A 24,291-nucleotide genomic window follows, 5' to 3' on the forward strand; every position below is an offset into this window, starting at 1 on the left:
TTCTTAATCATTTCTGGCTTTTCTGGCCACTTCTGCCAATACTTGACAAGCCAGTGGATATTCTGGATTTTCATTCCCATTGATATCCGTTGCAATGATCACAAAACCGAGCTGCTGGTAGAGCTTGATTGCTGCGTGGCTCCACGTTTGCGTATGAAGATACATCGGCTCGTTGGCTGCCTCTAAGACAGAAACGACTTGCGTGACCAAGCCGCGAGCGATCCCTTGACGTTGAGCTTGCGGCATTACTGCTACCCAATGGACTAGCGGAACCGGTGTACCGTCTTGCTTGGCTTTTTTCCAAGCGGTAGCCGTGCCGACCGGTGTACCTGTTTGATCAATGGCAAAAAACATTCGCTGTCCTAGCTGTGCTTGCTCGGGCATAAATTCTTTTTCAAAATACGCCAATGCCTCTTCCTCATTGTCAAACTCTCCGACGGATGTTTCGATCCGTGCCCAGTGCCTTTCGTCTCCTGCTTGGTAGCTGCGTAGCGAATAGTTATCGGATTGAATGGGCTGGATCGGTGTGCTTTTGTGTGCTCGCTTCATCCAGATTTCTGCATATGGAATTGATTTATCTAACATTGGTTGTGCCTCTCTTTCATTGGTTTCGTCCTTGTTCAACGGTTTCTTTGGGATTCAATCACGTAATTTCTTTACTAGAAAAATTTCTGTTAGCTGATTTTGCGTATGGGCGATTCTCCCGATTTCTTCATAGCCCACTCGCTGATAAAAATCTGGTGCTTGGAAATCAAAAGTCGCCGTCTGGCAATTTTCACAGCCAAATGCTTTCAACTGCTGTTCAAGATCCGTAAGAATCTGCTTGCCATACCCTTTTCCCCGCTCGGATGCTTTGACCCACAGGGTGTCAAGATAGCCGATATGATACATCGAGGCGTAGGCAATGCCACCAGCAATCACCACACCCTCTTTTTTGATTACACTGCTAAAGTTCTGATAGGTCTCTGTTTGTGTAAATGGTTTTTGATGCTTTGTGTATGCTGTTAATGCTGTTTCTAACGCAGCCAATTCTTGGTCTGTTCCTTGTTCAATGATTCGCGCCATATTCAATCACTCCTTCTTGTTTCTTGATAATCTGCGATGATCTGATCGACCGTTTCTGCTATCGTTAGGCCTTCTTTGATCAGTCTTTCCTCTGAAGATCCTTTTGGGAAAAGCAAGTCTCGCTCAAGCCACCATTTACGCATCGCTTCCTCGGATAAATAGTCTCGCTGCATTCGGGTCTGATGTCTTTTGACCGTTTCCTCGAAAGAAAGATCAAAATAATAAACTAGCTTTTTTTGGGGAAAGAGTTTCATTAGAAAGTCGAGAAAGTCTTGGTATTTTTCACGAGAATAAATCCCCTCAACAAGTATCATCGGCACTTTCCCCTTCGCATATAGGACAGCTTCTTTCATCAAACCGCTGGCTAAATTATTAGGGGTATCTTTGACACAAAAAATTTCTCGCCGAAAAACATCTTGTGAAATCAGCACTGCCTCTTCCCCAAAAACGTGCTGAACAGCTTTGGCAATAGTGGTTTTTCCGCTGCCAGAATTCCCCCGTAGTAAAATTAACATGCTTTCCATGGGCGGTTCCTTTCTTCGTTAGTAAGTTATCTAAGCATATCTCTTGTTTTTCTCTACTAGAAGCATACCATAGAAGCAAAGGAGGAATACCTATGAAAGATACGGCAATTTTTGCTGGTGGTTGTTTTTGGTGCATGGTGAATCCTTTTGATTCACAGCCAGGCATCCTCAAAGTGGTTTCGGGCTTTACTGGCGGCCATGTCCCTAACCCAACCTACCAACAAGTAACGACAGGTACCACCGGTCACACCGAAGCAGTTGAAATCACCTTTGATCCTGAAGTCATCTCTTATGAAGAATTAGTTGCCATCTATTGGCAGCAGACAGACCCCACGGATGCGTTTGGTCAGTTTGCCGACCGTGGTGATTCCTATCGTCCAGTGATTTTTTACAATAGTGAAGAACAAAAAGCGATTGCGGAAAAATCAAAGGCGCAGTTGCAAGCTAGCGGCCGCTTTGACCGTCCGATCGTAACGAAGATCGAACCAGCAGAACCTTTTTATCCTGCAGAAGATTATCATCAAGATTTTTACAAAAAAAATGCAGCCCATTACAATGCTTATAGCGAAGGCTCCGGTCGAGCCGGCTTTATTCGCCAAAACTGGGCTTAACATTTTGGAGAACGTTCCTTACAATTCATCACTAACAGCCGATCTGCCTCGTCAGCAGATCGGCTGTTTTCTGTTTTTTCCCAAAAAGGAAATTGACAGTCAGGGCATTTTCGCGCTACACTGATTAGAAAATTCTGACGATTATAAAGGAGTGTTTGTTTGATGTTAGCTAATGAAGTCCGTCCAGGTCCAAACCGTTATATTACGGGCGATGGGGTCTTAACTGATTTGCCGGAGTATTTACGAGAGTTCCAAGAGGTAGCAGTAATTACTGGGGAGCAGTCATTCGATGTGTTTTCGAACTATTACCCTCATTCATTTGACTACCCGATCTACCGCTACGATGGATCATCGAGTTATGAAAATGCGCAAACCTTAGCTGAAGCGATCCAGCAAGCAGATGCCGTGGTGGCAATCGGCGGCGGCAAGGTCGCTGATACAGCAAAAATCACCGCCCAAACCCTTGGCGCAGAGCTGATCGTGATCCCTACATTGGTTTCCAACTGTGCGCCCTTTACCCCGGTGATCGTCGCCTATTACCCCGATCATACGATTTGTAAAATCGACTATGCCAAAAAAGGTGCCTACATGACGATCGTCGACACCCGTTTTTTACTAGCCACACCTGTTGATTACTTTATCGCAGGGATCGCTGATACCTTAGCCAAATATTATGAAATGGAAGCCATCGTCCGCAACATGGCAGAAGACGACAAGACTGCCTTAGTACGGCTAGGTTTCCAAAGCGCTCTTTTGATCAAAAACTTGCTGATTGCCGATGCGATCCAAGCTGTCAAAGACCTAGAAGCTGGGCAGCTGACACCCGCCTTTGCCCGCATCACCGACGCGATCATTGCTTTGGCAGGCGAAGTTGGCGGTTTTGCAGTAGAGTTTGGCCGCACGTCCGGTGCGCATGCGCTGCATGACGGCTTGTCTTATTTGAATGAGACCCATAGTGTCTTGCACGGCAATAAAGTCGCCTACTGCATTTGGGTCCAGCTTGCCTATACCAATGATTTTGATGTGATTGAAGAATTACGGCCGTTTTACGAAGCTTTGCACTTGCCGATGAAGCTGAAGGATCTCCACGTGACACGCCTTGATCGGGATTACTTCGCCTCGGTTCTGACCTATGCTGTCAAGGAAGAAGAAACCTTTATTTTGATTGATCCTGCGATCACACCCGAAAAAGTCTATCAGGCGATCGAAGCAGTAGAGGCGCTGTAAACCGTACAAATTGCTAAACAACTTTATATCAATAAAAAACTGTTTCCCTAATGCATTTCGGAAACAGTTTTTTTATTTGATCAAACTGACACGCAGTAGCAATCCTGGCTGCGCATGTTCTTAGCGGGCAACAGCAACTGACGCATTGCCCATCACTGCACGGCTTCACCCAGCAACCCGTTTTCTAAGCAGTATTGATAAATACCTTCCTCGGCTACGTGACCAATCACTTCGTCAGCGATCGCTTTTAACTCATCCGAAGCATTGGCCATTGCTAGACCCCGACCAACTGCCTCCAGCATCTCAATGTCATTGTTGCCATCCCCAAAGGCAATGGCTTCGGATTTATCCAAGCCATAGTAAGCCAGCATTTTGGCAATGCCGCTTCCTTTCCCGCTGCTGGCTGGAATAATATCGACTGCCCGATCCCACCAGGCGGTGATTTTCGCCTCTGTAGTATTTGCCATCACTTTGGCGTAGTCTTCTTTCCCTGAACCTAACATCACTTGGAAAATGTCTTGCTGTTGGATCAACTCTTCAAAATCTTCTGCCACGATCACTTCTTGATGAGCAAAGGAAAAATACTCAACTAAATCAGCATCTTTGCCATTGGCAACGGTACGATCCTTCGTTGCGATTGCTACTGGACGCTTGAGCGCCGTCGCATTTTCTATGATTTGCTGAACATCTTTTTTAGGAATAGGGTTTTGGTGGATCCCCTCGGCTTGATTAAAACAATACGATCCGTTAAAGGTCAAAAACGCATCGAAGGTCACGCCTTCAAATTGCGGCAACGCGATGGGACTTCTGCCAGTCGCAATGCACAACAGGATCCCTTGCTTCTTCAAGGTTTTTAATGTGGCTAACATTCTTTCAGAGATTTGCTTTTTGTTCATGTCGATCAGTGTGCCATCAACATCAAAAAAAATAATTTTCACGTTCTTCATGATCTTCCCCATTTCCGTCTCGATTTTCAAAAAATTGATGCGCTTTTCTCTCTATTGTTCCGTGCGGATCGTCGCTGTTATCTTTTATTTCTTTTATCTTCTCATAAATTGCCAGCGTTTTCTTCTGAAATCGTGAAAATTGATCGGAATACTTACCTATTTTTAAGAATCTTAAAGAACGCCTAGACTATCGGGAACAGCTGATCCAATGTGACTAATACTCCATCCTCATCATTTGAGGGACAGACAGCGGTGGCAACGGCTTTGACGTTTTCTGGCGCATTGTCCATCGCATAGCCTCTCTGGCAATAGGCTAACATTTCCAAATCATTGCCGCCATCGCCAAAAGCGACACATTGCTCAGGAGTGATCCCCCATCGCTCTACCAAGCGTGCCAATCCTGATGCTTTGTGGCAGTTAGGCACGATCAGATCCACGGAACCATGCCCACTGCCTGTTGGCACTAGCAAACCAGCTAGTTCTTTTTGAAATAGTTCCGAATAATAGGCCGTTTTTTCGACAGGAACGGTTGGGGCAAATTTCAGGATCGTGTCCTCTACTTGGGCAAAGTCATCGACCCATTGCAATTTGTGGCAATACTTATTTGTTAATTCAAAAAAAGCATCACTGACCGTTCCCCGTTCACAATAAGCACTATTGAGCCCACACATTACATTTTTAACTTCGGAGTATTTTTTACATAAATCTAAGGTTGCGAAAACCGTTTCTCGGGGAATGTCCGCTGCAAAAAGCACTGTTTCTTTGTCTTTGACAAGTGCTCCGTTTTCTGCAACAAAACTCAGCTCGTGATCATAGCCGGGAAATTGAGCCCGCAACTGGTAATACTGATTGCCGCTGGCAACGACAAACTGACAGCCGACTGCTTTCATGCGGGCCAACACGACCTTGAAGCGGGGAACATCATACGTATAATCCGTGCGCATAAAGGTTCCATCCATATCGACAGCTACTAACTTGATATCATAAGGGTTGGCATTCATCTACTTCTCTCCATTCTGGCTTTCTTTATTAAAGAAAGCGTTTTCCTCACATTATTATTTTAACATGTATATACAACTTCCGCATCCTTTTTCTTGCTAAAAAATCGATTGAAGGGATAGTGCCTCTCAAAAAAGAGACTACTGCTTTACACCATTCAATCGTGCCTACCTTTTCAAAAATCCTTACAATGATTGAAGATCATTCAAAGGCAGACCATCGCTGCCAAACACAAGGATTGATTGGCGGCTCCTTTGCCCGAATGAAAAGAATCACTCCAGAAACGTTTCCTTGCGCAATTTCTGCCCCACATAAATTCTATCCTGCTTTCTTTCAAATCTACTTGGTTCTTTGGTATACTGGGGATAGTTTAATTAGTGAGGGGTTTTTGTTATGAACTTTACCCGCTTTGCTCGCTTGACGCAGCGCAGGAGCAAGACGTTTATTTCCCAGAATGTATCTTCAATCCAAGTGATTGTTTTTTATTATATCGTGATGACGGTGGTCTCTTTGGGGCTTTTTTCACTTCCCTTCTTTCGGGAACCGGGCTCTCATGTCGCGTTTATCGATCTGTTCTTTATGGCGGTCAGCACGGTCAGTGTCACAGGGTTGACTACCTTCCCGATCAATGACGTATTTAACGACCGCGGGGTCATTTTATTGGAAGTCCTCTTTCAAGTTGGTGGTTTAGGGATCATGATGATCTCGACCTTTTTTGCGATCGTTTCACGGCGCAAAATCAGTTTAAAGCAACGCCAATTGATCATGACAGATATGAACCAGCCAAAGCTTAGCGGGATCGTTCGGATGATTCGAACGACGTTTACCATCATTTTAGTTTGTCAGTTGGTAGCAGGTACGATCTTCGCTGTTTATTTTCATCTTTACGGGTATTATGACAATTGGCGTGACGCGATCTTTTATGGGTTTTATCAAGCGATCTCTGCTGTGACCAACTCAGGGTTTGATGTGACGGGCAATTCCATCTTGCCGTTTTCCCATGATTATTTCTTCCTGACGTGTATCATGATTTTGATTTTTATCGGGGGGATCGGATTTCCAGTGATCATGGACTTTCGGGAATGGGTCCTTTTTAAAATGAAAAAACAACGCCGCCGCTTGCCGTTTCGCTTTTCTTTATTCACAAAAATTGCTGTTTTGGCTTTCGTGATCCTCTTTGTCGGCGGTACATTAGCGATCTTTTTCCTTGAGAAAGATTATTTATTCAAAGATTACAGCTTTAGTGGTATGTGGATGAACAGCATGTTTTATTCCATGACAACGCGGAATGCTGGCCTGCAGATCCATGACTTAGGCAACTTCCAAACCACGACGTTGATCGTTTTCTCCTTGCTGATGTTTATTGGTTGTAGTCCCAGCTCTGTTGGTGGGGGGATTCGGACGACGACCATTGCCATCATTGGGCTGTACCTCTATGCCTTCTTGAAAAGTGAGGACAATATCAATATCTTCGGTCGCCGGATCGATCAAGATGACGTCCGTAAATCAGTGGTGGTCTTCATGCTTTCGATGGGCATGTGCTTCTTTTGTGTCTTATTCTTGACCGCCATCGAGGATATCCCTTTGATCGCCATCATTGTTGAAGTTTCCTCGGCCTTTGGAACCACAGGGCTTTCTTTAGGAATCACGGGCGATTTATCAACCATCGGCAAACTCGTGATTGCTCTTTTGATGTTTATCGGCCGTGTCGGTATGCTGTACACCTTGATGTTATTCGTACCAAAAGAAACACGTGACTTAGGCTACGAGTACCCAACGGAAAAAATCATTATCGGTTAAAGCAGCAGCAAACCTGGCAGAAGGTTTGCTGTTTTGCTTTTCAAGCCTTTGATCATCGCAAGTAAAAGAGCCATTTATCAGAATGGTCTTTGTAGAAATTTAAAGAATCGCAAAAGCAATTTAACCTTTTTCTTGGTATATGGTATGATAAATTGAATTTGCACAACGAAAGCATTCGCTCTAATGGAGGGTTACATTATGGGAATACGAAGTCATCTGGCTGTTTCAGTCGGTAAGACCTCTCAATGGGTATTAAAGAACTTTTTCAAAGGTGGCTCAAGCCTGCCTGGTAAATTAGCATTAAAAGTTGATCCACATATATTAGATCATTTGGCGAAAGATTACCAAGTCGTCGTGATCACAGGCACCAACGGCAAAACATTGACGACTGCCTTGACTGTCAATATTTTGCGCCAAGAATTTGATGAAGTATTAACGAACCCCACCGGCGCCAATATGGTCCAAGGGATCGTTTCAACCTTTCTATCGGCACGCCCTAAAAAAGGCAAAAAATTTGCGGTTTTAGAAATCGATGAAGCCAGTCTCAGCAAAGTAACGAAGTACATCAAACCGGAATTGTTCGTTTTCACCAATATTTTCCGCGATCAAATGGACCGTTATGGCGAGATCTATACGACCTATAAAATGATCGTTGAAGGTGCCGCAAACTCACCGGAAGCAACGATCCTCTGCAATGGGGATTCGCCACTGTTCAATTCGGTGGCAACTGTCAATCCGCGGAAATACTATGGATTTGATCATTTGCCAGATGAAGAGCAGATGGCCCATTACAATACGGATGGCGTGTTGTGTCCTGAGTGTCATCACATTTTGCATTATAAAATGATCACCTATGCCAATCTTGGGAAATACTACTGCCCAAATTGCGGCTTCCATCGACCAGAATTGGATTATAAACTGACGGAAATGACTGCAATGGACAACACCTCTGCTGCTTTTGTGATCGATGGCAATGACTATCGCATCGAAGTTGGTGGGATGTACAATGTCTACAATGCGCTGGCGGCAACTGCGGTTGCGGAATATTATGGCGTAGCACCTGCAAAAATCAAATCTGGTTTGGCCTATGACGAAAAAGTCTTTGGCCGCCAAGAAGTGATCCGCATCGGGGACAAAGAATGTACGTTAGTTTTAGTTAAAAACCCTGTTGGTTTGAACCAAGTCATCGATATGATCAGCCTGTCGCCCTATCCTTTCTCACTAGTCAGCTTGTTGAATGCCAACTACGCAGATGGGATCGACGTCAGCTGGATTTGGGATGGCGACCATGAAGCGTTTGCCGATATGGGGATTCCTCAAGTGGTCGCTGGTGGTGATCGTCACAAAGATATGGCGTTGCGGTTAAAAGTTGCGGGGATCCCTGAAGAGAAAATCATTGAAACCCCTGAACTTGATGACGTCATCAAGCAAATTGCAGACTTACCAACAGAAAAAGTCTATATTTTAGCGACTTACACTGCAGTCCTGCAGCTACGCAAAAAGCTTGCGGAAAAAGGCTATATCAAAGGAGGAATGAGTCGTGACTAAGTATCAACTGAATGTTGCCCACTTGTATGGAAATCTTTTGAATACTTACGGCGATAACGGCAATCTCTTGATGTTGCGCTACGTGGCCGAAAAACTAGGCGTGACCTTCAACGCAGAAGTCGTCAGCATTCACGAGCCCTTCGATCCTGAAAAATATGATCTCGTCTTCTTCGGTGGCGGACAAGATTTTGAACAAGTGATCGTTTCACAAGATATCCAATCAAAAAAAGAAGCCCTGACCAGCTATATCGAAAATGATGGCGTGATGCTGGCAATTTGCGGCGGCTATCAATTGCTGGGTCATTACTACATCGGTGCCAACGGCGAGAAAATCAAGGGGATCGGTGCCTTGGATCATTACACCTTAAGCCAAGAAAACAACCGTTTCATCGGTGACATCGTGATCCACAATGAAGAATTCGATGAGACCTATTATGGCTTTGAAAACCATAATGGCCGTACTTTCTTAGGTAAAGGGGAAAAACCATTGGGGAAAGTCATCCAAGGACAAGGAAACAATGGCGAAGACCAAACCGAAGGCGTGGTTTACCGCAATGTGTTCGGCTCTTACTTCCACGGACCGCTTCTCGCAAGAAATGAGCATTTGGCAGAGCGCTTGATCCGCACCGCCCTTGCCAATCGTTATGGCAACGTCGAAATTTAAATACACGTACTTAGCAAACAAACCTGTTTTTCGCAGGTTTGTTTTTTTATGGGAAATTTCCCCGCAGTTGCTACCTTTTCTCTTTGTTTGCTTCTACGTTCCTATGCCACCTCGCTTTATTGTAACCGCTATCTTTCTTTTCTATACTGAGGTTGTAGTAAAAATTGAAAGGAGATGTTAAGAAATTATGATGGAAAAAGTTCAGCGGTTTGGCGGTGCGATGTTTACCCCGGTCCTCTTGTTTTCATTTTCGGGGATCATGGTCGCGCTGTGTATTATCTTTAAAAATCCGATGCTTGTGGGGAGCATCGCCACTGAAGGCTCTACTTGGTTCAACATTTGGACGATTATTGAAAACGGTGCATGGACGGTCTTCAACCAAATGGAATTACTATTTGTTATTGGATTACCGATCGGTCTCGCAAAAAAAGCCAATGCGCGAGCGGCAATGGAAGCCTTTGTCGTCTATATTACTTGTAATTATTTTATTTCTGGCATGATCGAATACTTTGGTCACTTCTTCGGTGTCAACTTTGCAGCTGATCCCGGCGGTGAGAGTGGCTTGAAAATGATCGCCGGCATCAAAACATTAGATACTGGTATTATCGGAGCAATTTTTATTTCGGCGATCGTCGTCTATCTTCACAACAAGTTTTTCGATACGAAGCTGCCTGATTTTCTCGGAATCTTCCAAGGCTCTTCCTTTGTCGTGATCCTTGGATTCTTTTTGATGTTGCCAGTCGCTTTCTTGATTGCATTGATTTGGCCGAAAGTCCAAGCTGGCATTGGGTCCATGCAAGGGTTTCTAGCAAGTGCTGGGGTCTTTGGGGTCTGGCTCTATACTTTCTTAGAGCGAATATTGATCCCCACAGGTCTCCATCATTTCGTGTATACCCCCTTTGTTTTTGGTCCTGCTGTCGTCGAAGAAGGAATCTCCAAATACTGGATGGCACATTTACAAGAATTTGCCCAATCCACCAGACCATTGAAAGAGCTTTTCCCTGAAGGGGGCTTTGCTTTACATGGCAATTCTAAGATCTTTGCTGCACCGGGGATCGCTGCTGCTTTTTATTTCACAGCCAAGCCTGAGAATAAAAAGAAAGTCTTAGCGATTTTGATCCCTGCCACTTTAACTGCCGTTTTAGCTGGTATCACTGAGCCATTGGAATTTACCTTCCTCTTTATCTCACCACCCCTCTTTGCGGTGCACGCTGTTTTAGCAGCGACCATGGCGGCAACGATGTTTGCCTTCGGGGTCGTTGGAGATATGGGGGGCGGCTTGATCGATCTGTTAGCGAAGGTCTGGATTCCGCTATTTCAAAATCATCGCAGTATGATCTTCACGCAGTTGGTGATTGGGTTAGCCTTTACTGCGCTTTATTTCCTTGTTTTCCGCTTCTTGATCCTCAAATTTAAGTTAGCCACACCAGGACGGGAAGAAAACAATAGCGAAGTCAAACTATACACCAAAAAAGATTACAAAGAAAAACAAGCCAACACTGGAACTCCAGTGATTGCTGGTGCCAATCGCTACACCGAACAAGCCGCAGTCTACTTAGAAGGGTTTGGCGGTCGCGACAACATTGATAAAGTCACTAATTGTGCTACTCGCCTAAGAATCACCGTTAAAGATCAAGACCAAGTGCTGCCAGATGACATCTTTAAAAGTGCTGGTGCCCATGGTGTTGTTCGCAACGGCAACGCCTTCCAAGTGATCGTTGGTCTGGATGTGCCACAAGTGAGAGAACAATTCGAAAAATTATTAGCTGTATCAGACTAAGGAGGAAACAAAAATGAAAAAATTTTCAATCGTGATCGCTGGAGGCGGCAGTACCTTTACCCCTGGAATCGTCTTGATGCTTTTAGAACACTTGGATCGTTTCCCGATTCGCCAAATCAAGTTTTACGACAATTTGGAAGAACGACAAGAAAAAGTGGCACAAGCTTGCGAGATTTTATTGAAAGAACGCGCACCCGAAATCAGCTTTTTAGCAACCACTGATCCCGAAACCGCGTTTCAGGATGTCGATTTTGTGATGGCGCATATCCGAGTTGGCTTGTATGCGATGCGCGAAAAGGATGAAAAAATCCCTTTGAAATATGGTGTGGTCGGCCAAGAAACTTGTGGTCCTGGCGGGATCGCTTATGGGATGCGTTCTATCGGCGGTGTATTGGAGTTAGTCGATTATATGGAAAAATATTCCCCTGATGCGTGGATGTTGAATTATTCCAATCCTGCAGCGATCGTCGCAGAAGCGACTCGTAAATTGCGCCCTGATGCTAAGATCATTAATATTTGTGATATGCCAGTGGGAATCGAAGAACGGATGGCGCAAGCGATCGGTTTAGCTTCTCGCAAAGAATTGGTCGTTCGCTATTATGGCTTGAATCATTTTGGCTGGTGGACAGATATACGAGACAAAGCTGGCAATGACTTGCTGCCGCAGATCCAAGCGCATGTAGCAAAATACGGCTATTCATTGCCAGAAGAAATCGAAGCGAGCCAACATGCTGATGCCAGCTGGATGCACACCTTTGCCAAAGCAAAAGAAGTGTACGAGGTTGATCCATCCACTTTGCCAAATACCTACTTGAAGTATTACTTTTTCCCTCAAGATGAAGTGGCGCACACCAACCCATCTTTTACACGGGCAAATGAAGTCATGGCTGGCCGCGAAAAACACGTCTTTGGTGAATGCCAACGCATCGTAGAGAACCAGACAGCGACTGACACCACGCTTGAAGTGGATGAACACGCCAGCTACATTGTTGACCTTGCACGAGCGATTGCTTATAACACGCAAGAACGAATGCTGTTGATCGTGCCTAACGAAGGAGCGATCGTCAACTTTGATGAACAGGCAATGGTGGAAGTGCCTTGTATCGTCGGCAGTAACGGGGCAGAACCAATCACACAAGGCAAGATCCCTCGCTTCCAAAAAGGATTGATGGAACAACAAGTCGCCGTAGAAAAATTAGTCGTGGAAGCTTGGGCAGAGGGTTCTTACCAGAAGCTGTGGCAAGCACTGATTCTTTCAAAAGTGGTCCCAAATGCCCGTGTAGCCAAAGAATTACTCGATGAATTGATCGAAGCAAATCAAGCCTTTTGGCCAGAATTACACTAGCCAGCGTTCTTCGCCTCCCCTCCTGGCTTTTCAGCTATACTTAATCAATAAGGAGGGGTTTTTGTGAAATTACAGTATTTGATTCAACAGCACCAAGCAGAGTTAAGTGAACTTGATCGTGGCATTCTGAACTATATTCTTTCCCACGGCGATACCGTTCTATCTATGGGGATCGTCGAGCTATCCGAGCAGGTTCACGTCTCAAAGTCATCTATTTTACGGTTGACGAAAAAACTTGGTTTTTCTGGCTATTCCGAGTTCAAATATTTTCTACGGCATCAGCAAGAACAGGCAACAACGATTTCGCAGCAAAAAACGATTTTTGAAAAGCAACAAGAGGATATTTTCGCCACCCTAAACTATGTAAAAACAGTAGACTTAGCTGCCCTCAACCGCTTGTTTGACCGCAGCAAAACCATCTACTGCTACCCAACTGGGTTCTCCCAAAAGAAAGCACTGGAGGAGTTTTCCAAAATGATGCTTTCTATGGAAAAACGAGTGATCGTATTGCCGAACAAAACGGAATTTGATATGGTCATGCCGATGATCACTGCCGAAGATTGTGTGATCATCGCCTCACTCAGCGGCGAAACAGAAAACGTCAAAGAGAATCTGACGACTTTTGCGATTCGTCAGATTCCCGTTTTGACATTGAGTGCGCCAGGAGATAATTATTTTGCTCGCCATTCAACGTTTCACCTGACCTATTATTGCGATTTTTTTCAAATCGGTCGCAAGAAAATCCCTAGCCAGTCTTTGATCGGACTGAGCTGCTTGATTGATTATTTGATCCGTTCCTACGGACTATTCACTTTACAGGAGGGCAACCATGACTAAACGAAAATGGGCGTTTCCATTGATTTTACTGAGTTATTGGCTTTTGATCGCCGGTGCTTACTATCTTTATCTTTCCTTGACTGCCTTCAACCATGGGATGACCTTTGCCCAGTACCTCAACTCGCAACCGTTAGCCGCTTTAGGGGTCTTGTTAAGTAGTCTCCTTTTGCTGCAAGGGGCTTGCCTGTACTTTATTCAACGGTTTTCCATGAGTAAAAAAGGCCTTTTGGGACAGTATTTATTCCTGATCTTCTTCCAACAGTTGCTGACAGCGAATGTCATCGGCGCAGGACTCGTCTTTTTTACAAGAAGAAGTCTTTCGAGTCAGGAGGAAACCGCAACTTGGGGCGAAAAGAGTTTTACCTATGGGGCATTAGCATTCATTCTTTTATTGAGTTTATTCTTTTTCCTCCTTGTTCGATCAGCGATTTAACTTCCCCAAAAAGAAAAGCAGTGCCGGTTGGCACTGCTTTTTGCTGTCGCTCATGTTAGTTTGGATCTGTTTTTGAAGCAAAAACCACTTTGATTCCAAAGTGATCGCTGACGATTGGAGTACGCGTTCCGTCAAAAACGACTTCATATTCCGTTGCTTGCAGGTCTTTTGATGCAAAAACATAATCGATCCGCAACGCTTCTCGATTGTCTTGCCAGCCATCAATGGCTTTAACGACAGAGGCTTCCCCGGTCGTTTCAGCAGCCGTTAAAAAGCTGTCTTGCAGCTGTAAGGAGCTGTCAAGGACCAGTTGATGCCCAGAACTGGCCGCATCGTTGTTGAAATCTCCTAGAATCAATAAGGTATCTGCCCGTTCTGCTAAAAATGCTTCTGTCTGTTGCCACTCGTAGGCAAATTTACCGTCTTGCCACCAAGAAAAGTGACAGCTAACGACTTGTACGATCTGCCCATCGGCTTCAGTCACGCCGCTCAGGTTTTTGCGCGTGGTATGATCCCAGACATCCGTGGCTTGTGAAGCAAGATATTCTTTGGCAATGATGGGCTGTTTGGACAATAAGGCATTGCCTTCGTGGTAAATGTCATAGCCTACGTGACTGTAGGTCCATGACCAATAGTAGTCACAGTCTAACAGTTGCAGTTCTTCCACTAGGCGTAAAGCAAAATTGTCCTCCTTGATTTCCACCAGCGTATCTGTCGGGCAATAAAGCCCATCAGGAACGATGGTTTGAGCAGCGATCGTTTGGTTGACTTCTTGCAAGGCGATGATGTCATAGTCGCCTGTTGCAATCTCTTGTGCGATCATTTTGCATTTTTCTAGCTGATTTTCTTCTAACCAGCTATGGGTGTTCAATGTTAATACCTTCATGAATAAGGCTCCTTCTCTCGGTTTGCTTGTACGATTCCTTTTAAAAATAAAAGAGAGCGGGTCAACAAAAGAGTCGACCCGCTTGTCATTTTATTATAGTTTTACGATTCCAACAACTGCGGCTGCTTGTTGCTTGCCGATTTGGGTCAATTCAAAGGAATCGATTTGATCGCTGTTGGTCAACACTACAACGATGGTGGTGTCTTTGCCAGCAGCACTTACTGCAGCGAGATCCATCTCCGCTAACTTGTCACCGACCGCCACTTGTTGTCCTTCAGTGACAGCTACCGTAAAGGGTGCACCGTTTAAGTCAACGGTATCTAAGCCCATGTGAACCAATACTTCGATGCCTTCATCAGAAAGCAAGCCGATCGCATGTTTCGTTGGGAAGATGTTGGTGACTTTCCCGCTGATTGGTGCGACAACTGTCGTCTGCTCTGGACGTATACCATAACCGTCACCCATCATTTTTTCCGCAAACACTTGGTCTTTGACAGAGGTGATCGGCATCACTTCTCCAGTGGCAACGGCAGCTAGTTCAGCTGTCACGCCTTGGCTTTGATGGGTAGTGGTTTCAGCTGGTGCTTGACTAGCAGTCGGTTCGGGAATCGTGACACCAGAATCTAAGATATCTTGAATGTCTGATTTTAAGACATCTGCTTTCGGTCCATAGACTGCTTGCACACCGTTGTCTTTTACGATCAAGCCTAAAGCCCCTGCGGCTTTCCACGCTTTTTCATCGCCGACCGCTTCTCGATTTTTCACAGAGACCCGTAAACGAGTCATACATGCATCAACGTCGGCGATATTTTCACGTCCACCTAATAAATGAATGATTTTCACGACTTGTGAATCTGGGTTCAAGTTGCCATCCGCCGAAGCAGTTGCTGGCGCATCGCTGGCCCCTTCTGTTTCATAGTTGCCGTTTCTACCTGGTGTTGCAAAGTTGAATTTTTTGATCAAGAAGTTTGCCAAGAAATACATCCCGACACCAAAGACGATGGTCACTAACACAAAGTTGATCAAATCTTGTCCTAAGCCGGCATTGATCGCCATTGGGGTACGGGTCAACAACTCGATATTCCCAAAAGAATGGACCCGTAAGTTGACGATATCCGCCATCGCAAATGCCGCCCCTTGTACGACTGCATAAACGATGTAAAGCGGTACGGCAGCAAACATAAACATGAACTCCAACGGTTCTGTTACCCCTGTCAAGAAGACAGCGATGGCAGCTGATAAATACATAGAGGTATATTTGTGCCGTTTGTCCGCATCGACATTGCGGTACATGGCATAAGACAAGCCCATCAAGATCCCAGATGAACCAATCATTTGTCCAACTTTAAAGCGGGCAGGAACAAAGTTTTCCAATAAAAATTGATATTGTGACGTATCTCCAGCATTGCGCATATTCACTAGATCTGTTGCCCAAGCAAGCCATAATGGGTCTTGTCCAAAGACTTGGGTGCCGGCTTGTGCCCCAGAAAGAATTGTGTAGGTTCCACCTAATTCGGTGTAATTGATCGGGATCGTCAACATATGATGCAGCCCGAATGGTAAGAGCAGCCGCTCCAAGGTTCCAAACAAGAAAGGTGCTAAAACGGGCGCACTTTCTTGTGATTGCGCGATCCATAAACCGAAGTTGTTGATACCGGCTTGAATGTAAGGCCAAACGATTGATAACACTAATGCGACGACTACTGAACGGGCAATCACCACGAAAGGGACGAAGCGTTTGCCGTTAAAGAAGGAAAGCGCATCCGGTAATTTGCGGAAATTATAGTATTTGTTGTAAGCTGTTGCCCCCACAAAACCGGCGATGATCCCGACAAAGACGCCCATGTTCAAAGCAGGTGCTTCTAATACACTAGTAAAGAAACCGTCGATCATGATCTTTGTCCCAAACAACGTATGGGTAAAGGCGCCTTCTTCGGTTAACATCGCGCTCGTCACGCCAAAGATCGAACCAGTGATCCGATTGATCAAAATAAAGGCGATCCCGGCAGCAAATGCCCCACCAGCTCGCTCTTTAGCCCAACTACCACCAATAGCTAATGCAAATAATAAATGCAAGTTACCAATAATTGCCCAACCAATGTTTTCAATGACGCCTCCTGTGGTGATCAAGAATGCCCAGTCGGCATTGATCATTGGGATCGTTTTCCCAATACTGATCATCAAACCAGCGGCTGGCATAACAGCGACAACCACCATTAGCGCTTTTCCGAATTTTTGCCAAAATTCGAAGCTCAATAATTTTTTCATCTTCCTTCTTCCTTCCCTGAATCGATTTACGCAATCGGTTTCTTAATGATTTCATTCTAACGGAGAAAAAAGATTTTGTAAACCCAGAAATATCAAAAGGTATTCTATTCGCTTTTTCGCCTTTATCTAACTGAATCTTTCCTTCTCGATGTTTCCTAATAGGAAATTCTTTAAACGCAACAACTTTCACTTGACGATGCAATCGTTTGCGCTTATGATAGAGATATCAAAAAGATTCTGGAGGGACTTTCATGAAAAAAATCCAACGATTGTTCGAGATCGATCCATGGAAAATCGCGACATCTACCTTAGATAAAGAAAATCGTCGACTGCAAGAGTCGCTAACAAGCATCGGGAATGGCTACATGGGAATGCGCGGCAACTTTGAAGAACAATACAGCGGCGATCATCACTTAGGTACCTATATCGCAGGTGTCTGGTACCCAGACAAAACCCGTGTTGGCTGGTGGAAAAACGGCTATCCTGACTATTTTGGCAAAGTGATCAATGCGGTCAACTTTATTGCAATGGATCTATTTATCAATGACCAATTAGTCGACTTAGCAAAAATCAGCCCAAGTGATTTCCATTTAGAACTAGACATGGAAACTGGGATTTTACGCCGCAACTATACTGTGACTTTAGCAGGTGCAACGGTTAAATTCTCTTTTGAACGCTTCTTGAGCATCGTAAAACGTGAACTTGCCCTCATTAAGATGGATGCTGAGATCATTGAAGGCGACGCTGAGATCAAAGTCATTTCTAAACTAGATAACAACGTCCATAACGAAGACAGCAACTACGACGAACGTTTCTGGGAAGAATTGGCTCATGGCCAAACCGAAACCTTCCATTACTTGACGACTCGGACCGTAGAAAATAATTTTGACATTGAACGCTTTACTGTCACTTCTGCTATGCGTCATAGCCAAACACCGATTGATTCCGTGAAAAGCGAACTTTGCGTCGCTGATACCTTTGCCTTTTCTGGGGCAGCCGGTGACACCTTCTCATTGATCAAAGAAGTCTTGATCGTTACGAGTCGTGATGTTCCCGCTCATGATCATCCAGCAAAAGTCACCGAATTAGGCACTTTATACAAAGCAGATTATGATGCGTTGCGTGCAGAACAAGTCGCTGCTTGGAAAGCCCGCTGGGATTTAGCCGATGTGATCATTGAAGGCGATGCTGCGGCGCAACAAGGGATTCGTTTCAACCTGTTCCAATTGTTTTCAACCTATTATGGCGAAGACGAGCGCTTGAACATTGGACCGAAAGGCTTTACTGGTGAAAAATATGGCGGTGCGACTTACTGGGATACCGAAGCCTATGCAGTCCCATTGTATTTGGCATTAGCAAAACCAGAAGTGACCCGCAACTTGTTGAAATACCGTCACAACCAATTGCCGCAAGCCCATATCAATGCGCAAAAACAAGGCTTAGCAGGTGCCCTTTACCCAATGGTGACCTTCACTGGGATCGAATGCCACAATGAGTGGGAGATCACTTTCGAAGAAATTCACCGAAACGGTGCCATCGCTTATGCCATCTACAACTATACGAATTATACTGGCGATACAAGTTACCTGAAAAAAGAAGGATTAGAAGTGTTAAGCGCGATTTCACGTTTCTGGGCAGATCGTGTCCACTATTCAAAACGTCAGCAAAAATACATGATCCATGGCGTCACTGGACCAAACGAATACGAAAACAATATCAATAACAACTGGTACACCAATAAAATGGCTACTTGGGTCTTAGCTTATACCTTAGCCAGCTATGAAGCCTTCAAAGACGAAGCGACTGTCACGATCTCTGACGAAGAGCAAGCCAAATGGCAAGACATCATCGACAATATGTACTTCCCAGAAGACCAAGAGCTTGGAGTCTTCGTCCAGCATGATACCTTCTTAGACAAAGACTTGATGCCCGTTTCCGATCTTGATCCAAAACATTTGCCGTTGAACCAAAATTGGTCGTGGGATCATATCTTGCGCTCTTACTTTATCAAGCAAGCCGATGTTTTGCAAGGGATCTACTTCTTCGGCGATCAATTCAGCAAAGAAGAAAAACAACGGAACTTTGATTTCTATGAGCCGATGACAGTGCATGAATCTTCCCTTTCTCCAAGTATCCATGCGATTTTAGCAGCGGAATTAGGCATGGAAGAAAAAGCGTTGGAAATGTATGAGCGGACTGCTCGTCTTGATTTGGACAATTACAACAATGATACCGATGATGGCTTGCACATCACTTCTATGACCGGCAGCTGGTTAGCGATCGTTCAAGGCTTTGCTCAAATGAAAACCGATCACGACCACTTAGGGTTTGCGCCATTCTTACCTAAAACGTGGAGCCGCTATGCCTTCCACATCAACTATCGTGGACGTCTGCTCTTTGTTTCCGTCAATGAGTCGACGGTGACTTTGAAAAAAATCAGCGGTGAGGCATTGCCAATCAAGGTGTATGGCAAAGACTATGTTTTAGAAGACGAAATCAGTACAGCGATTAGCTAAACAAGCCTTCTGAAAGAAGAAATGTCTGCATTTCTTCTTTCTTTTGATTGGCTCTACCCTTGTGCCGACACTTTGTGATACTATAAGCTAAAAAAGGAGGGAAATCAGTGAGCATTACGGTCAAAGATGTCGCCAAAAAGGCTGGCGTCGCTACATCCACGGTTTCTCGTGTCGTAAACGATCATCCCAGTATCTCTGAAGATACTAAGAAGAAAGTGCGCAAAGTAATGGCAGAAATGGGCTACGTCCCCAATCTTGCGGCTCGAAATCTCGGCAAACAGATATCTAGTGCCATCGGCGTGATCTTGCCGCCCCTTGATTCGAAAGAACGACTAGGAAACCCCTTTTATTTAGAAACGATCGAAGCCATCAATGAAGAGGCCCGCCATCATCAAATGACGGTTGCCGTTGCCTCCGCCCGTGACTTTGCTACATTACTAAAAAACGTGGAACGAATGCACCTGCAAAAACAAGTAGATGGCTTTATCTTGGTCTATTCCGATGAAAAAGACCCCATCATCGATTATCTGGTCGAAAAAGAAGTCCCCTTTACCTTGATTGGTCAACCATACAGCAATGAAGACAAAATCGTTTTTGTCGATAATGACAACCAGTTGTTAGGCAAGCAAGCAACCGAGCATCTGATCGCCCAAGGGCATACGAAGATTTTATTTGCTACTAATACGACCCATGAAAATCTGTATTTCGAACGTTTTTTCGGCTACCAAAAAGCCATGATGCTGGCAAATCTCCCCTTTTATCCAGCATTGACCTTTGAAAAAGCGGAAGATTACGTCACGTTTGAAGAAACGATCAAAGAATCCCAAGCAACTGCCATCGTCGTGATCGATGATCTGTTCGCTGTGCGGATCATTCAATTAGCGACGATGTATGGCTACAAAGTCCCGGATGACTTATCCATCATCAGTTTCAATAATTCGATCTTTGCTACTTTGACACACCCGTATTTGACTAGTATCGATATCAACGTGTTGTCCTTAGGAAAAATCGCTACCGAACGGCTGATGGCGCAATTGAATCATGAAGATTCAAACGGCGTACAGCTGGTCGTACCACATAAGCTGATCAAACGAGAAACGGTCTTGAACCGCAATCAGTTGAACTGATCCGCTGTGTCTGGTCCACTTCCCCCACACGCAAAAGCACCCGCTGTCCCTAGGGATAGCGGGTGCTTTTCATATTTTTATTTATACTCTTTGCTTTCCAGGCGGAACAATGGACTCATTGGTGTATTTTCGTGAATGCGGCGAACGGCTTCCCCCATCAATTCAGCACAAGAAATGTAGTGCAGTTTTTCTGGATGGCGTTCTTCGCTGGTCCAACAAGAATCGGTGACACAAATCCTTTCAATCGCTGATTGATCCAAAATTTCTTTAGCTGGCGGCGAAAGTAAGGCGTGAGACACACAAGCATACACTTCGCTGGCACCAGCTTCCTTCAACAAGTCTGCCGCTTTTGCCAATGTATGGCCGGTATTTAAAATGTCATCAACTAAAATACATTTTTTCCCAACGACATCACCAATCACATAGCCGCCATCGGCTTCATCTTGATCGACGATCGCGATCGCTGTATCTAAGTATTCTGCCAAACTACGGGTCCGTTGGACACCGCTGTTTTTTGGTGAAACAACGACATAGTCGTCACCAGTCATTTTTTGTTCGCGATAATAATGGGCAAACAATGGGATCGTAAAGAGATTATCCACTGGGATGTCGAAAAATCCTTGAACTTGGACGGCATGCAGATCAAGCGTCAAGATCCGAGAAGCCCCTGCTTCCACCAGCATATTGGCAATCAATTTTGCAGTAATCGGCTCATGCGGGTTGGCGGTTCGGTCTTGCCGCGCATATGCGTAATAAGGCAAAACGACATTGATGGTCTTCGCACTAGCCCGTTTCATCGCATCGATCATGATCAGCAACTCTAAATAATGATCATTGACGGGTTCATTCGTCGATTGAATGATATAAATATGGTCGCCCCGCACACTTTCTTCAATATTGATGGCAATCTCTCCATCACTAAACTGTGTCACTTTTGACTTCCCTAGTTCTGTACCGAAAACTTTCGCAATGTTTTCTGCTAATGGTAAATTTCCATTTAAACTAAAAATTTTCAACGAACTATCTTTATAACTTTCGCCCATGATTGCCTCCAATGAATGTGGTTGTTTTCTTCTATTCTAGCACAAAGTGACTGTTTTTTTAACCGTCTCGTTCAAGGAAGTGTGACGGTACCGTTTACCCAACTGGCGGGAATTACTTTTTTGTAGTTGCCCCAGTTGTCATGAACTTTAAAATAGCGTTCTCCGCTGGCGGTTTCGGCGTAGGCGTAAGCCACGACCCAATGATTGCCATATGTGCTGCCTAAAGGCTTCAAAATACCGATGATCACCGGTTTGCCTTCGTCGATTCGTTTGCACGCTCGATGCCAACCGCCAACAACGGTCGCACGTCCGCGGTAAGGCAATTGGAATTGATCGAAAAACCGAGTCAAACCATGACTGACTTGCCAAGCGATCGTCGGCAACCCATGAGGCTGAATCAGCACACGCAGCATTTCCGTCACTACTGTCAGATCCCGCTGTTTTTTTCGACGAAACGCTTTCGGGATGATCGTTTCATCGATGTAATCTTGATAGTAGGCCAAAAAGACGGCTGCCGCATAGGTGCCGCATAAATACCCTGAAGGAGTGACCCACTGCTTATACGGACGAAACCGCTCTTCGGCGATCCCTTTCCACTCTACTTGTTCCATCTCGTTCACCTGCCTTTTTTCTTATTATACCTTAGATTCTCCTCCTACTTGGATCAAAACCCTTTTTCGTCTAGAAAACTTTTCTTTGCGTCCTTACAGATTTTGTTTCATAATAGTAGAAAGCGAGAGGAGCGAAAGACATGACAACCTTGTTAAAAGATGATTTTTATGACTATGTAAATGGCGAGTGGCTGGAGACCGCTGTTATTCCAGCAGATAAACCCGCTACGGGTGGATTCCAAGATCTCGTTGACGGAATCGATTCCTTAATGATCGCAGAATTTGAAAATATGGCACACGATCCCCATGCTACGCCAAAAGGCCGCATGAAGGATGCTGTGGCTTTTTACCGCTTAGCCAGCGATTTTGCCCAACGAGAGGCAGCTGGCGCTACTGAAGCAAATGCACTATTAGCAAAAATCGAAGCGTTGCGTTCTTATGAGGAATTGAATCAGCAACTGGCAAGTTTCGTTTTAGATGGCATTGCCTTGCCTTTCCAACTGGATGTCGATGCAGACATGAAAAATGCGCAAATGAATACTTTGTCGGTCTATCCGCCTGCTACTATTTTGCCGGATAAAACCTATTACACAGAAAATCCCCAAGCAGGCGAAATGCTGCAAGTCTACTTTGAGATGGCCGTCAACGTTTTAGTTGCTTACGGAAAAGACCAAGCAGAAGCGGAATCGTTGGTAGAGCAAGCGATCGCATTTGATAAATTGATCGCCCCTCACGTCCGCAGTGCGGAAGAAAGTGCGGATTATAGTAAAAACTACAATCCTCGCTCCTTGGAGGAATTTGCAAAGCAAGCTAGCAAGATCGATTTTACACAACTCTTGACAGCCCTTTTACCAGGTACACCAGAAGAGCTGATCGTAACGGAACCCGCTTACTTTGAAGCCTTTGACATTATTGTTTCTGATAGCCATTTTGAACTCTTGAAAGGCTGGATGATCGTCAACCAAAGCTTGCGCTATACTAGCTATCTGAGTGAAGAATTGCGTCAGTTAGGCGGAACCTACAGTCGCTACTTATCAGGGATCGATGAAGCGGCTCCCCAACAAAAAGCGGCTTATTACTTAACGATGGGTCATTTTAGTCAAGTGATCGGTGATTATTATGGACGCAAGTACTTTGGGGAAATGGCGAAAAAAGACGTCAAACACATGGTGGAAACAATGATTGCTGTCTACCAAGATCGTTTGCGCAACAACACGTGGTTAAGTGAAGAAACCCGCCAAAAAGCGATCATCAAATTGAATCGTTTAGGCATCCATGTCGGGTACCCTGATCAAGTTCCTGCTATTTATGATCAATTGCATACCGATGAAGAGAAAAGTCTGCTGGCAAATGCCCTGCATTTCAATCGTTTGTTCCGAGAAGATGGCTTCAAAAAATGGCAGCAGCCCGTGGATCGCGAGGAATGGGAAATGTCCGCCGCTACCGTGAATGCCTACTATCACCCATTTAAGAACGTGATCGTTTTCCCAGCCGCAATCTTACAAGCGCCCTTTTATAGTTTGGAACAATCCACCAGCGCAAATTATGGGGGGATCGGCGCGGTCATTGCTCATGAGATCTCCCACGCCTTTGACAACAACGGGGCAAAATTTGATGAATATGGTAATTTAAACAATTGGTGGACAGAAGAAGATCTGGCCCACTTTGAACGCTTAGCTCAAGCGATGATCGACGAGTTTGATGGCCTGCCCTTTGCCGGCGGTACCGTCAACGGAACATTGACTGTTTCTGAAAACATCGCCGATGCAGGCGGACTAAGCTGTGCGCTAGAAGCAGCGCAAAAAGAAAGCGATGTTTCTTTAACAGACTTCTTCACCAATTGGGCGAAGATTTGGCGTACAAAAGCCAAAGAACAATACCAACAGCTCTTACTGGCGATCGATGTCCACGGACCAGCTAAACTACGGGCCAATATCCAAGTCCAAAATATCGATGAATTTTATACAACCTTTGATATCAAACCTGGTGACCCTATGTATCGTGCACCAGAAGATCGTGTGCAGATCTGGTAAACAAAAGCGCAAGCAGATTTTTCTGCT

At 44.9% G+C, this 24,291-nt stretch carries 21 protein-coding genes; 12 read left to right on the forward strand and 9 right to left on the reverse strand.

Features of this window, described 5'->3' with window-relative positions:
• Positions 1–3 precede the first annotated feature (3 nt).
• The 3 genes from IGI88_RS04645 to IGI88_RS04655 are packed head-to-tail and all read right to left on the reverse strand — an operon-like array spanning position 4 to position 1,589.
• Complete coding sequence (locus IGI88_RS04645; protein WP_042890675.1) at positions 4–585, reverse strand: GNAT family N-acetyltransferase; 582 nt, start codon at positions 583–585, stop codon at positions 4–6.
• 54 nt (positions 586–639) lie between these two features.
• Positions 640–1,065, reverse strand: coding sequence for a GNAT family N-acetyltransferase (locus IGI88_RS04650; protein ID WP_005233566.1), 426 nt, complete (start codon positions 1,063–1,065; stop codon positions 640–642).
• A gap of 2 nt (positions 1,066–1,067) precedes the next feature.
• Entirely contained in the window at positions 1,068–1,589 is a 522-nt protein-coding gene (locus tag IGI88_RS04655) for an AAA family ATPase (protein WP_005233565.1), read from the reverse strand.
• A 92-nt stretch (positions 1,590–1,681) separates the two neighbouring features.
• On the opposite strand from IGI88_RS04655, the gene msrA reads away from it, so the two are divergent.
• Both msrA and IGI88_RS04665 read left to right on the forward strand, forming a co-directional pair.
• Positions 1,682–2,200: a peptide-methionine (S)-S-oxide reductase MsrA gene (gene msrA, locus IGI88_RS04660; protein WP_086298354.1), complete on the forward strand. Its 519-nt coding sequence runs from the start codon at positions 1,682–1,684 to the stop codon at positions 2,198–2,200.
• 162 nt (positions 2,201–2,362) lie between these two features.
• The gene (locus tag IGI88_RS04665) at positions 2,363–3,427 is read left to right on the forward strand and encodes an iron-containing alcohol dehydrogenase family protein (protein WP_005233563.1); all 1,065 of its coding nucleotides are present in this window, start codon (positions 2,363–2,365) and stop codon (positions 3,425–3,427) included.
• Positions 3,428–3,579: 152 nt separating this feature from the next.
• Here IGI88_RS04665 and IGI88_RS04670 read toward each other — a convergent pair whose 3' ends face one another.
• Together IGI88_RS04670 and IGI88_RS04675 are read right to left on the reverse strand one after the other, a co-directional pair.
• Positions 3,580–4,374: an HAD family hydrolase gene (locus IGI88_RS04670; protein ID WP_369596900.1), complete on the reverse strand. Its 795-nt coding sequence runs from the start codon at positions 4,372–4,374 to the stop codon at positions 3,580–3,582.
• Between the two features lie 182 nt (positions 4,375–4,556).
• On the reverse strand, positions 4,557–5,375 hold the full coding sequence (locus tag IGI88_RS04675; protein ID WP_429960254.1) for a Cof-type HAD-IIB family hydrolase: 819 nt from the start codon (positions 5,373–5,375) through the stop codon (positions 4,557–4,559).
• A 391-nt stretch (positions 5,376–5,766) separates the two neighbouring features.
• On the opposite strand from IGI88_RS04675, the gene IGI88_RS04680 reads away from it, so the two are divergent.
• From IGI88_RS04680 to IGI88_RS04710, 7 genes are all read left to right on the forward strand, one after another.
• Positions 5,767–7,173 carry a TrkH family potassium uptake protein gene (locus IGI88_RS04680; protein ID WP_008379338.1) on the forward strand — a complete coding sequence of 469 codons (1,407 nt, stop codon included), beginning with the start codon at positions 5,767–5,769 and terminating at the stop codon, positions 7,171–7,173.
• 198 nt (positions 7,174–7,371) lie between these two features.
• Positions 7,372–8,721, forward strand: coding sequence for a Mur ligase family protein (locus IGI88_RS04685; protein ID WP_042890677.1), 1,350 nt, complete (start codon positions 7,372–7,374; stop codon positions 8,719–8,721).
• On the forward strand, positions 8,714–9,385 hold the full coding sequence (locus IGI88_RS04690) for a type 1 glutamine amidotransferase (RefSeq protein WP_005233555.1): 672 nt from the start codon (positions 8,714–8,716) through the stop codon (positions 9,383–9,385). The genes IGI88_RS04685 and IGI88_RS04690 overlap by 8 nt, the downstream gene beginning before the upstream one ends.
• Positions 9,386–9,572: 187 nt before the next feature.
• Positions 9,573–11,165, forward strand: a complete 1,593-nt coding sequence (locus tag IGI88_RS04695; RefSeq protein ID WP_016621936.1) for an alpha-glucoside-specific PTS transporter subunit IIBC — start codon at positions 9,573–9,575, stop codon at positions 11,163–11,165.
• 13 nt (positions 11,166–11,178) lie between these two features.
• The gene (locus IGI88_RS04700) at positions 11,179–12,510 is read left to right on the forward strand and encodes a 6-phospho-alpha-glucosidase (protein WP_008379332.1); all 1,332 of its coding nucleotides are present in this window, start codon (positions 11,179–11,181) and stop codon (positions 12,508–12,510) included.
• Positions 12,511–12,573: 63 nt separating this feature from the next.
• The gene (locus tag IGI88_RS04705; protein ID WP_016621937.1) at positions 12,574–13,347 is read left to right on the forward strand and encodes a MurR/RpiR family transcriptional regulator; all 774 of its coding nucleotides are present in this window, start codon (positions 12,574–12,576) and stop codon (positions 13,345–13,347) included.
• The gene (locus IGI88_RS04710) at positions 13,340–13,780 is read left to right on the forward strand and encodes a hypothetical protein (protein ID WP_016621938.1); all 441 of its coding nucleotides are present in this window, start codon (positions 13,340–13,342) and stop codon (positions 13,778–13,780) included. Before IGI88_RS04705 ends, IGI88_RS04710 begins: the two co-directional genes overlap by 8 nt.
• A 55-nt stretch (positions 13,781–13,835) precedes the next feature.
• Here IGI88_RS04710 and IGI88_RS04715 read toward each other — a convergent pair whose 3' ends face one another.
• Positions 13,836–14,666 (reverse strand): endonuclease/exonuclease/phosphatase family protein, encoded by an 831-nt coding sequence (locus IGI88_RS04715; protein WP_005233544.1) that lies wholly within the window; start codon positions 14,664–14,666, stop codon positions 13,836–13,838.
• Positions 14,667–14,759: 93 nt separating this feature from the next.
• Positions 14,760–16,934 carry a PTS transporter subunit IIBC gene (locus IGI88_RS04720; protein ID WP_016621940.1) on the reverse strand — a complete coding sequence of 725 codons (2,175 nt, stop codon included), beginning with the start codon at positions 16,932–16,934 and terminating at the stop codon, positions 14,760–14,762.
• A 251-nt stretch (positions 16,935–17,185) separates the two neighbouring features.
• On the opposite strand from IGI88_RS04720, the gene IGI88_RS04725 reads away from it, so the two are divergent.
• The gene (locus tag IGI88_RS04725) at positions 17,186–19,450 is read left to right on the forward strand and encodes a glycoside hydrolase family 65 protein (RefSeq protein WP_429969523.1); all 2,265 of its coding nucleotides are present in this window, start codon (positions 17,186–17,188) and stop codon (positions 19,448–19,450) included.
• Between the two features lie 107 nt (positions 19,451–19,557).
• Complete coding sequence (locus IGI88_RS04730) at positions 19,558–20,577, forward strand: LacI family DNA-binding transcriptional regulator (protein ID WP_005227844.1); 1,020 nt, start codon at positions 19,558–19,560, stop codon at positions 20,575–20,577.
• A 77-nt stretch (positions 20,578–20,654) separates the two neighbouring features.
• Here the strand turns inward: IGI88_RS04730 and IGI88_RS04735 are convergent, their stop codons facing one another.
• Positions 20,655–21,620 carry a ribose-phosphate diphosphokinase gene (locus IGI88_RS04735; RefSeq protein WP_005233536.1) on the reverse strand — a complete coding sequence of 322 codons (966 nt, stop codon included), beginning with the start codon at positions 21,618–21,620 and terminating at the stop codon, positions 20,655–20,657.
• Positions 21,621–21,691: 71 nt separating this feature from the next.
• Positions 21,692–22,231, reverse strand: coding sequence for a C39 family peptidase (locus tag IGI88_RS04740; RefSeq protein ID WP_005233534.1), 540 nt, complete (start codon positions 22,229–22,231; stop codon positions 21,692–21,694).
• Between the two features lie 140 nt (positions 22,232–22,371).
• Here IGI88_RS04740 and IGI88_RS04745 point away from each other — a divergent pair, with 140 nt between their 5' ends.
• Entirely contained in the window at positions 22,372–24,264 is a 1,893-nt protein-coding gene (locus tag IGI88_RS04745) for a M13 family metallopeptidase (protein WP_016612961.1), read from the forward strand.
• The last annotated feature ends 27 nt before the right edge of the window (positions 24,265–24,291 follow it).

It is taken from the genome of Enterococcus sp. AZ179, from assembly GCF_050498885.1.
In the GTDB taxonomy this organism is placed as follows: domain Bacteria; phylum Bacillota; class Bacilli; order Lactobacillales; family Enterococcaceae; genus Enterococcus_D; species Enterococcus_D entomosocium.

Bases quoted from the DNA above. Each gene is read 5' to 3' on its own strand.
- IGI88_RS04645 (WP_042890675.1), bottom strand. From the start codon at position 585: ATGTTAGATAAATCAATTCCATATGCAGAAATCTGGATGAAGCGAGCA.
- IGI88_RS04650 (WP_005233566.1), bottom strand. From the start codon at position 1,065: ATGGCGCGAATCATTGAACAAGGAACAGACCAAGAATTGGCTGCGTTA.
- IGI88_RS04655 (WP_005233565.1), bottom strand. From the start codon at position 1,589: ATGGAAAGCATGTTAATTTTACTACGGGGGAATTCTGGCAGCGGAAAA.
- msrA (WP_086298354.1), top strand. From the start codon at position 1,682: ATGAAAGATACGGCAATTTTTGCTGGTGGTTGTTTTTGGTGCATGGTG.
- IGI88_RS04665 (WP_005233563.1), top strand. From the start codon at position 2,363: ATGTTAGCTAATGAAGTCCGTCCAGGTCCAAACCGTTATATTACGGGC.
- IGI88_RS04670 (WP_369596900.1), bottom strand. From the start codon at position 4,374: ATGAAGAACGTGAAAATTATTTTTTTTGATGTTGATGGCACACTGATC.
- IGI88_RS04675 (WP_429960254.1), bottom strand. From the start codon at position 5,375: ATGAATGCCAACCCTTATGATATCAAGTTAGTAGCTGTCGATATGGAT.
- IGI88_RS04680 (WP_008379338.1), top strand. From the start codon at position 5,767: ATGAACTTTACCCGCTTTGCTCGCTTGACGCAGCGCAGGAGCAAGACG.
- IGI88_RS04685 (WP_042890677.1), top strand. From the start codon at position 7,372: ATGGGAATACGAAGTCATCTGGCTGTTTCAGTCGGTAAGACCTCTCAA.
- IGI88_RS04695 (WP_016621936.1), top strand. From the start codon at position 9,573: ATGATGGAAAAAGTTCAGCGGTTTGGCGGTGCGATGTTTACCCCGGTC.
- IGI88_RS04700 (WP_008379332.1), top strand. From the start codon at position 11,179: ATGAAAAAATTTTCAATCGTGATCGCTGGAGGCGGCAGTACCTTTACC.
- IGI88_RS04710 (WP_016621938.1), top strand. From the start codon at position 13,340: ATGACTAAACGAAAATGGGCGTTTCCATTGATTTTACTGAGTTATTGG.
- IGI88_RS04715 (WP_005233544.1), bottom strand. From the start codon at position 14,666: ATGAAGGTATTAACATTGAACACCCATAGCTGGTTAGAAGAAAATCAG.
- IGI88_RS04720 (WP_016621940.1), bottom strand. From the start codon at position 16,934: ATGAAAAAATTATTGAGCTTCGAATTTTGGCAAAAATTCGGAAAAGCG.
- IGI88_RS04725 (WP_429969523.1), top strand. From the start codon at position 17,186: ATGAAAAAAATCCAACGATTGTTCGAGATCGATCCATGGAAAATCGCG.
- IGI88_RS04735 (WP_005233536.1), bottom strand. From the start codon at position 21,620: ATGGGCGAAAGTTATAAAGATAGTTCGTTGAAAATTTTTAGTTTAAAT.
- IGI88_RS04740 (WP_005233534.1), bottom strand. From the start codon at position 22,231: ATGGAACAAGTAGAGTGGAAAGGGATCGCCGAAGAGCGGTTTCGTCCG.
- IGI88_RS04745 (WP_016612961.1), top strand. From the start codon at position 22,372: ATGACAACCTTGTTAAAAGATGATTTTTATGACTATGTAAATGGCGAG.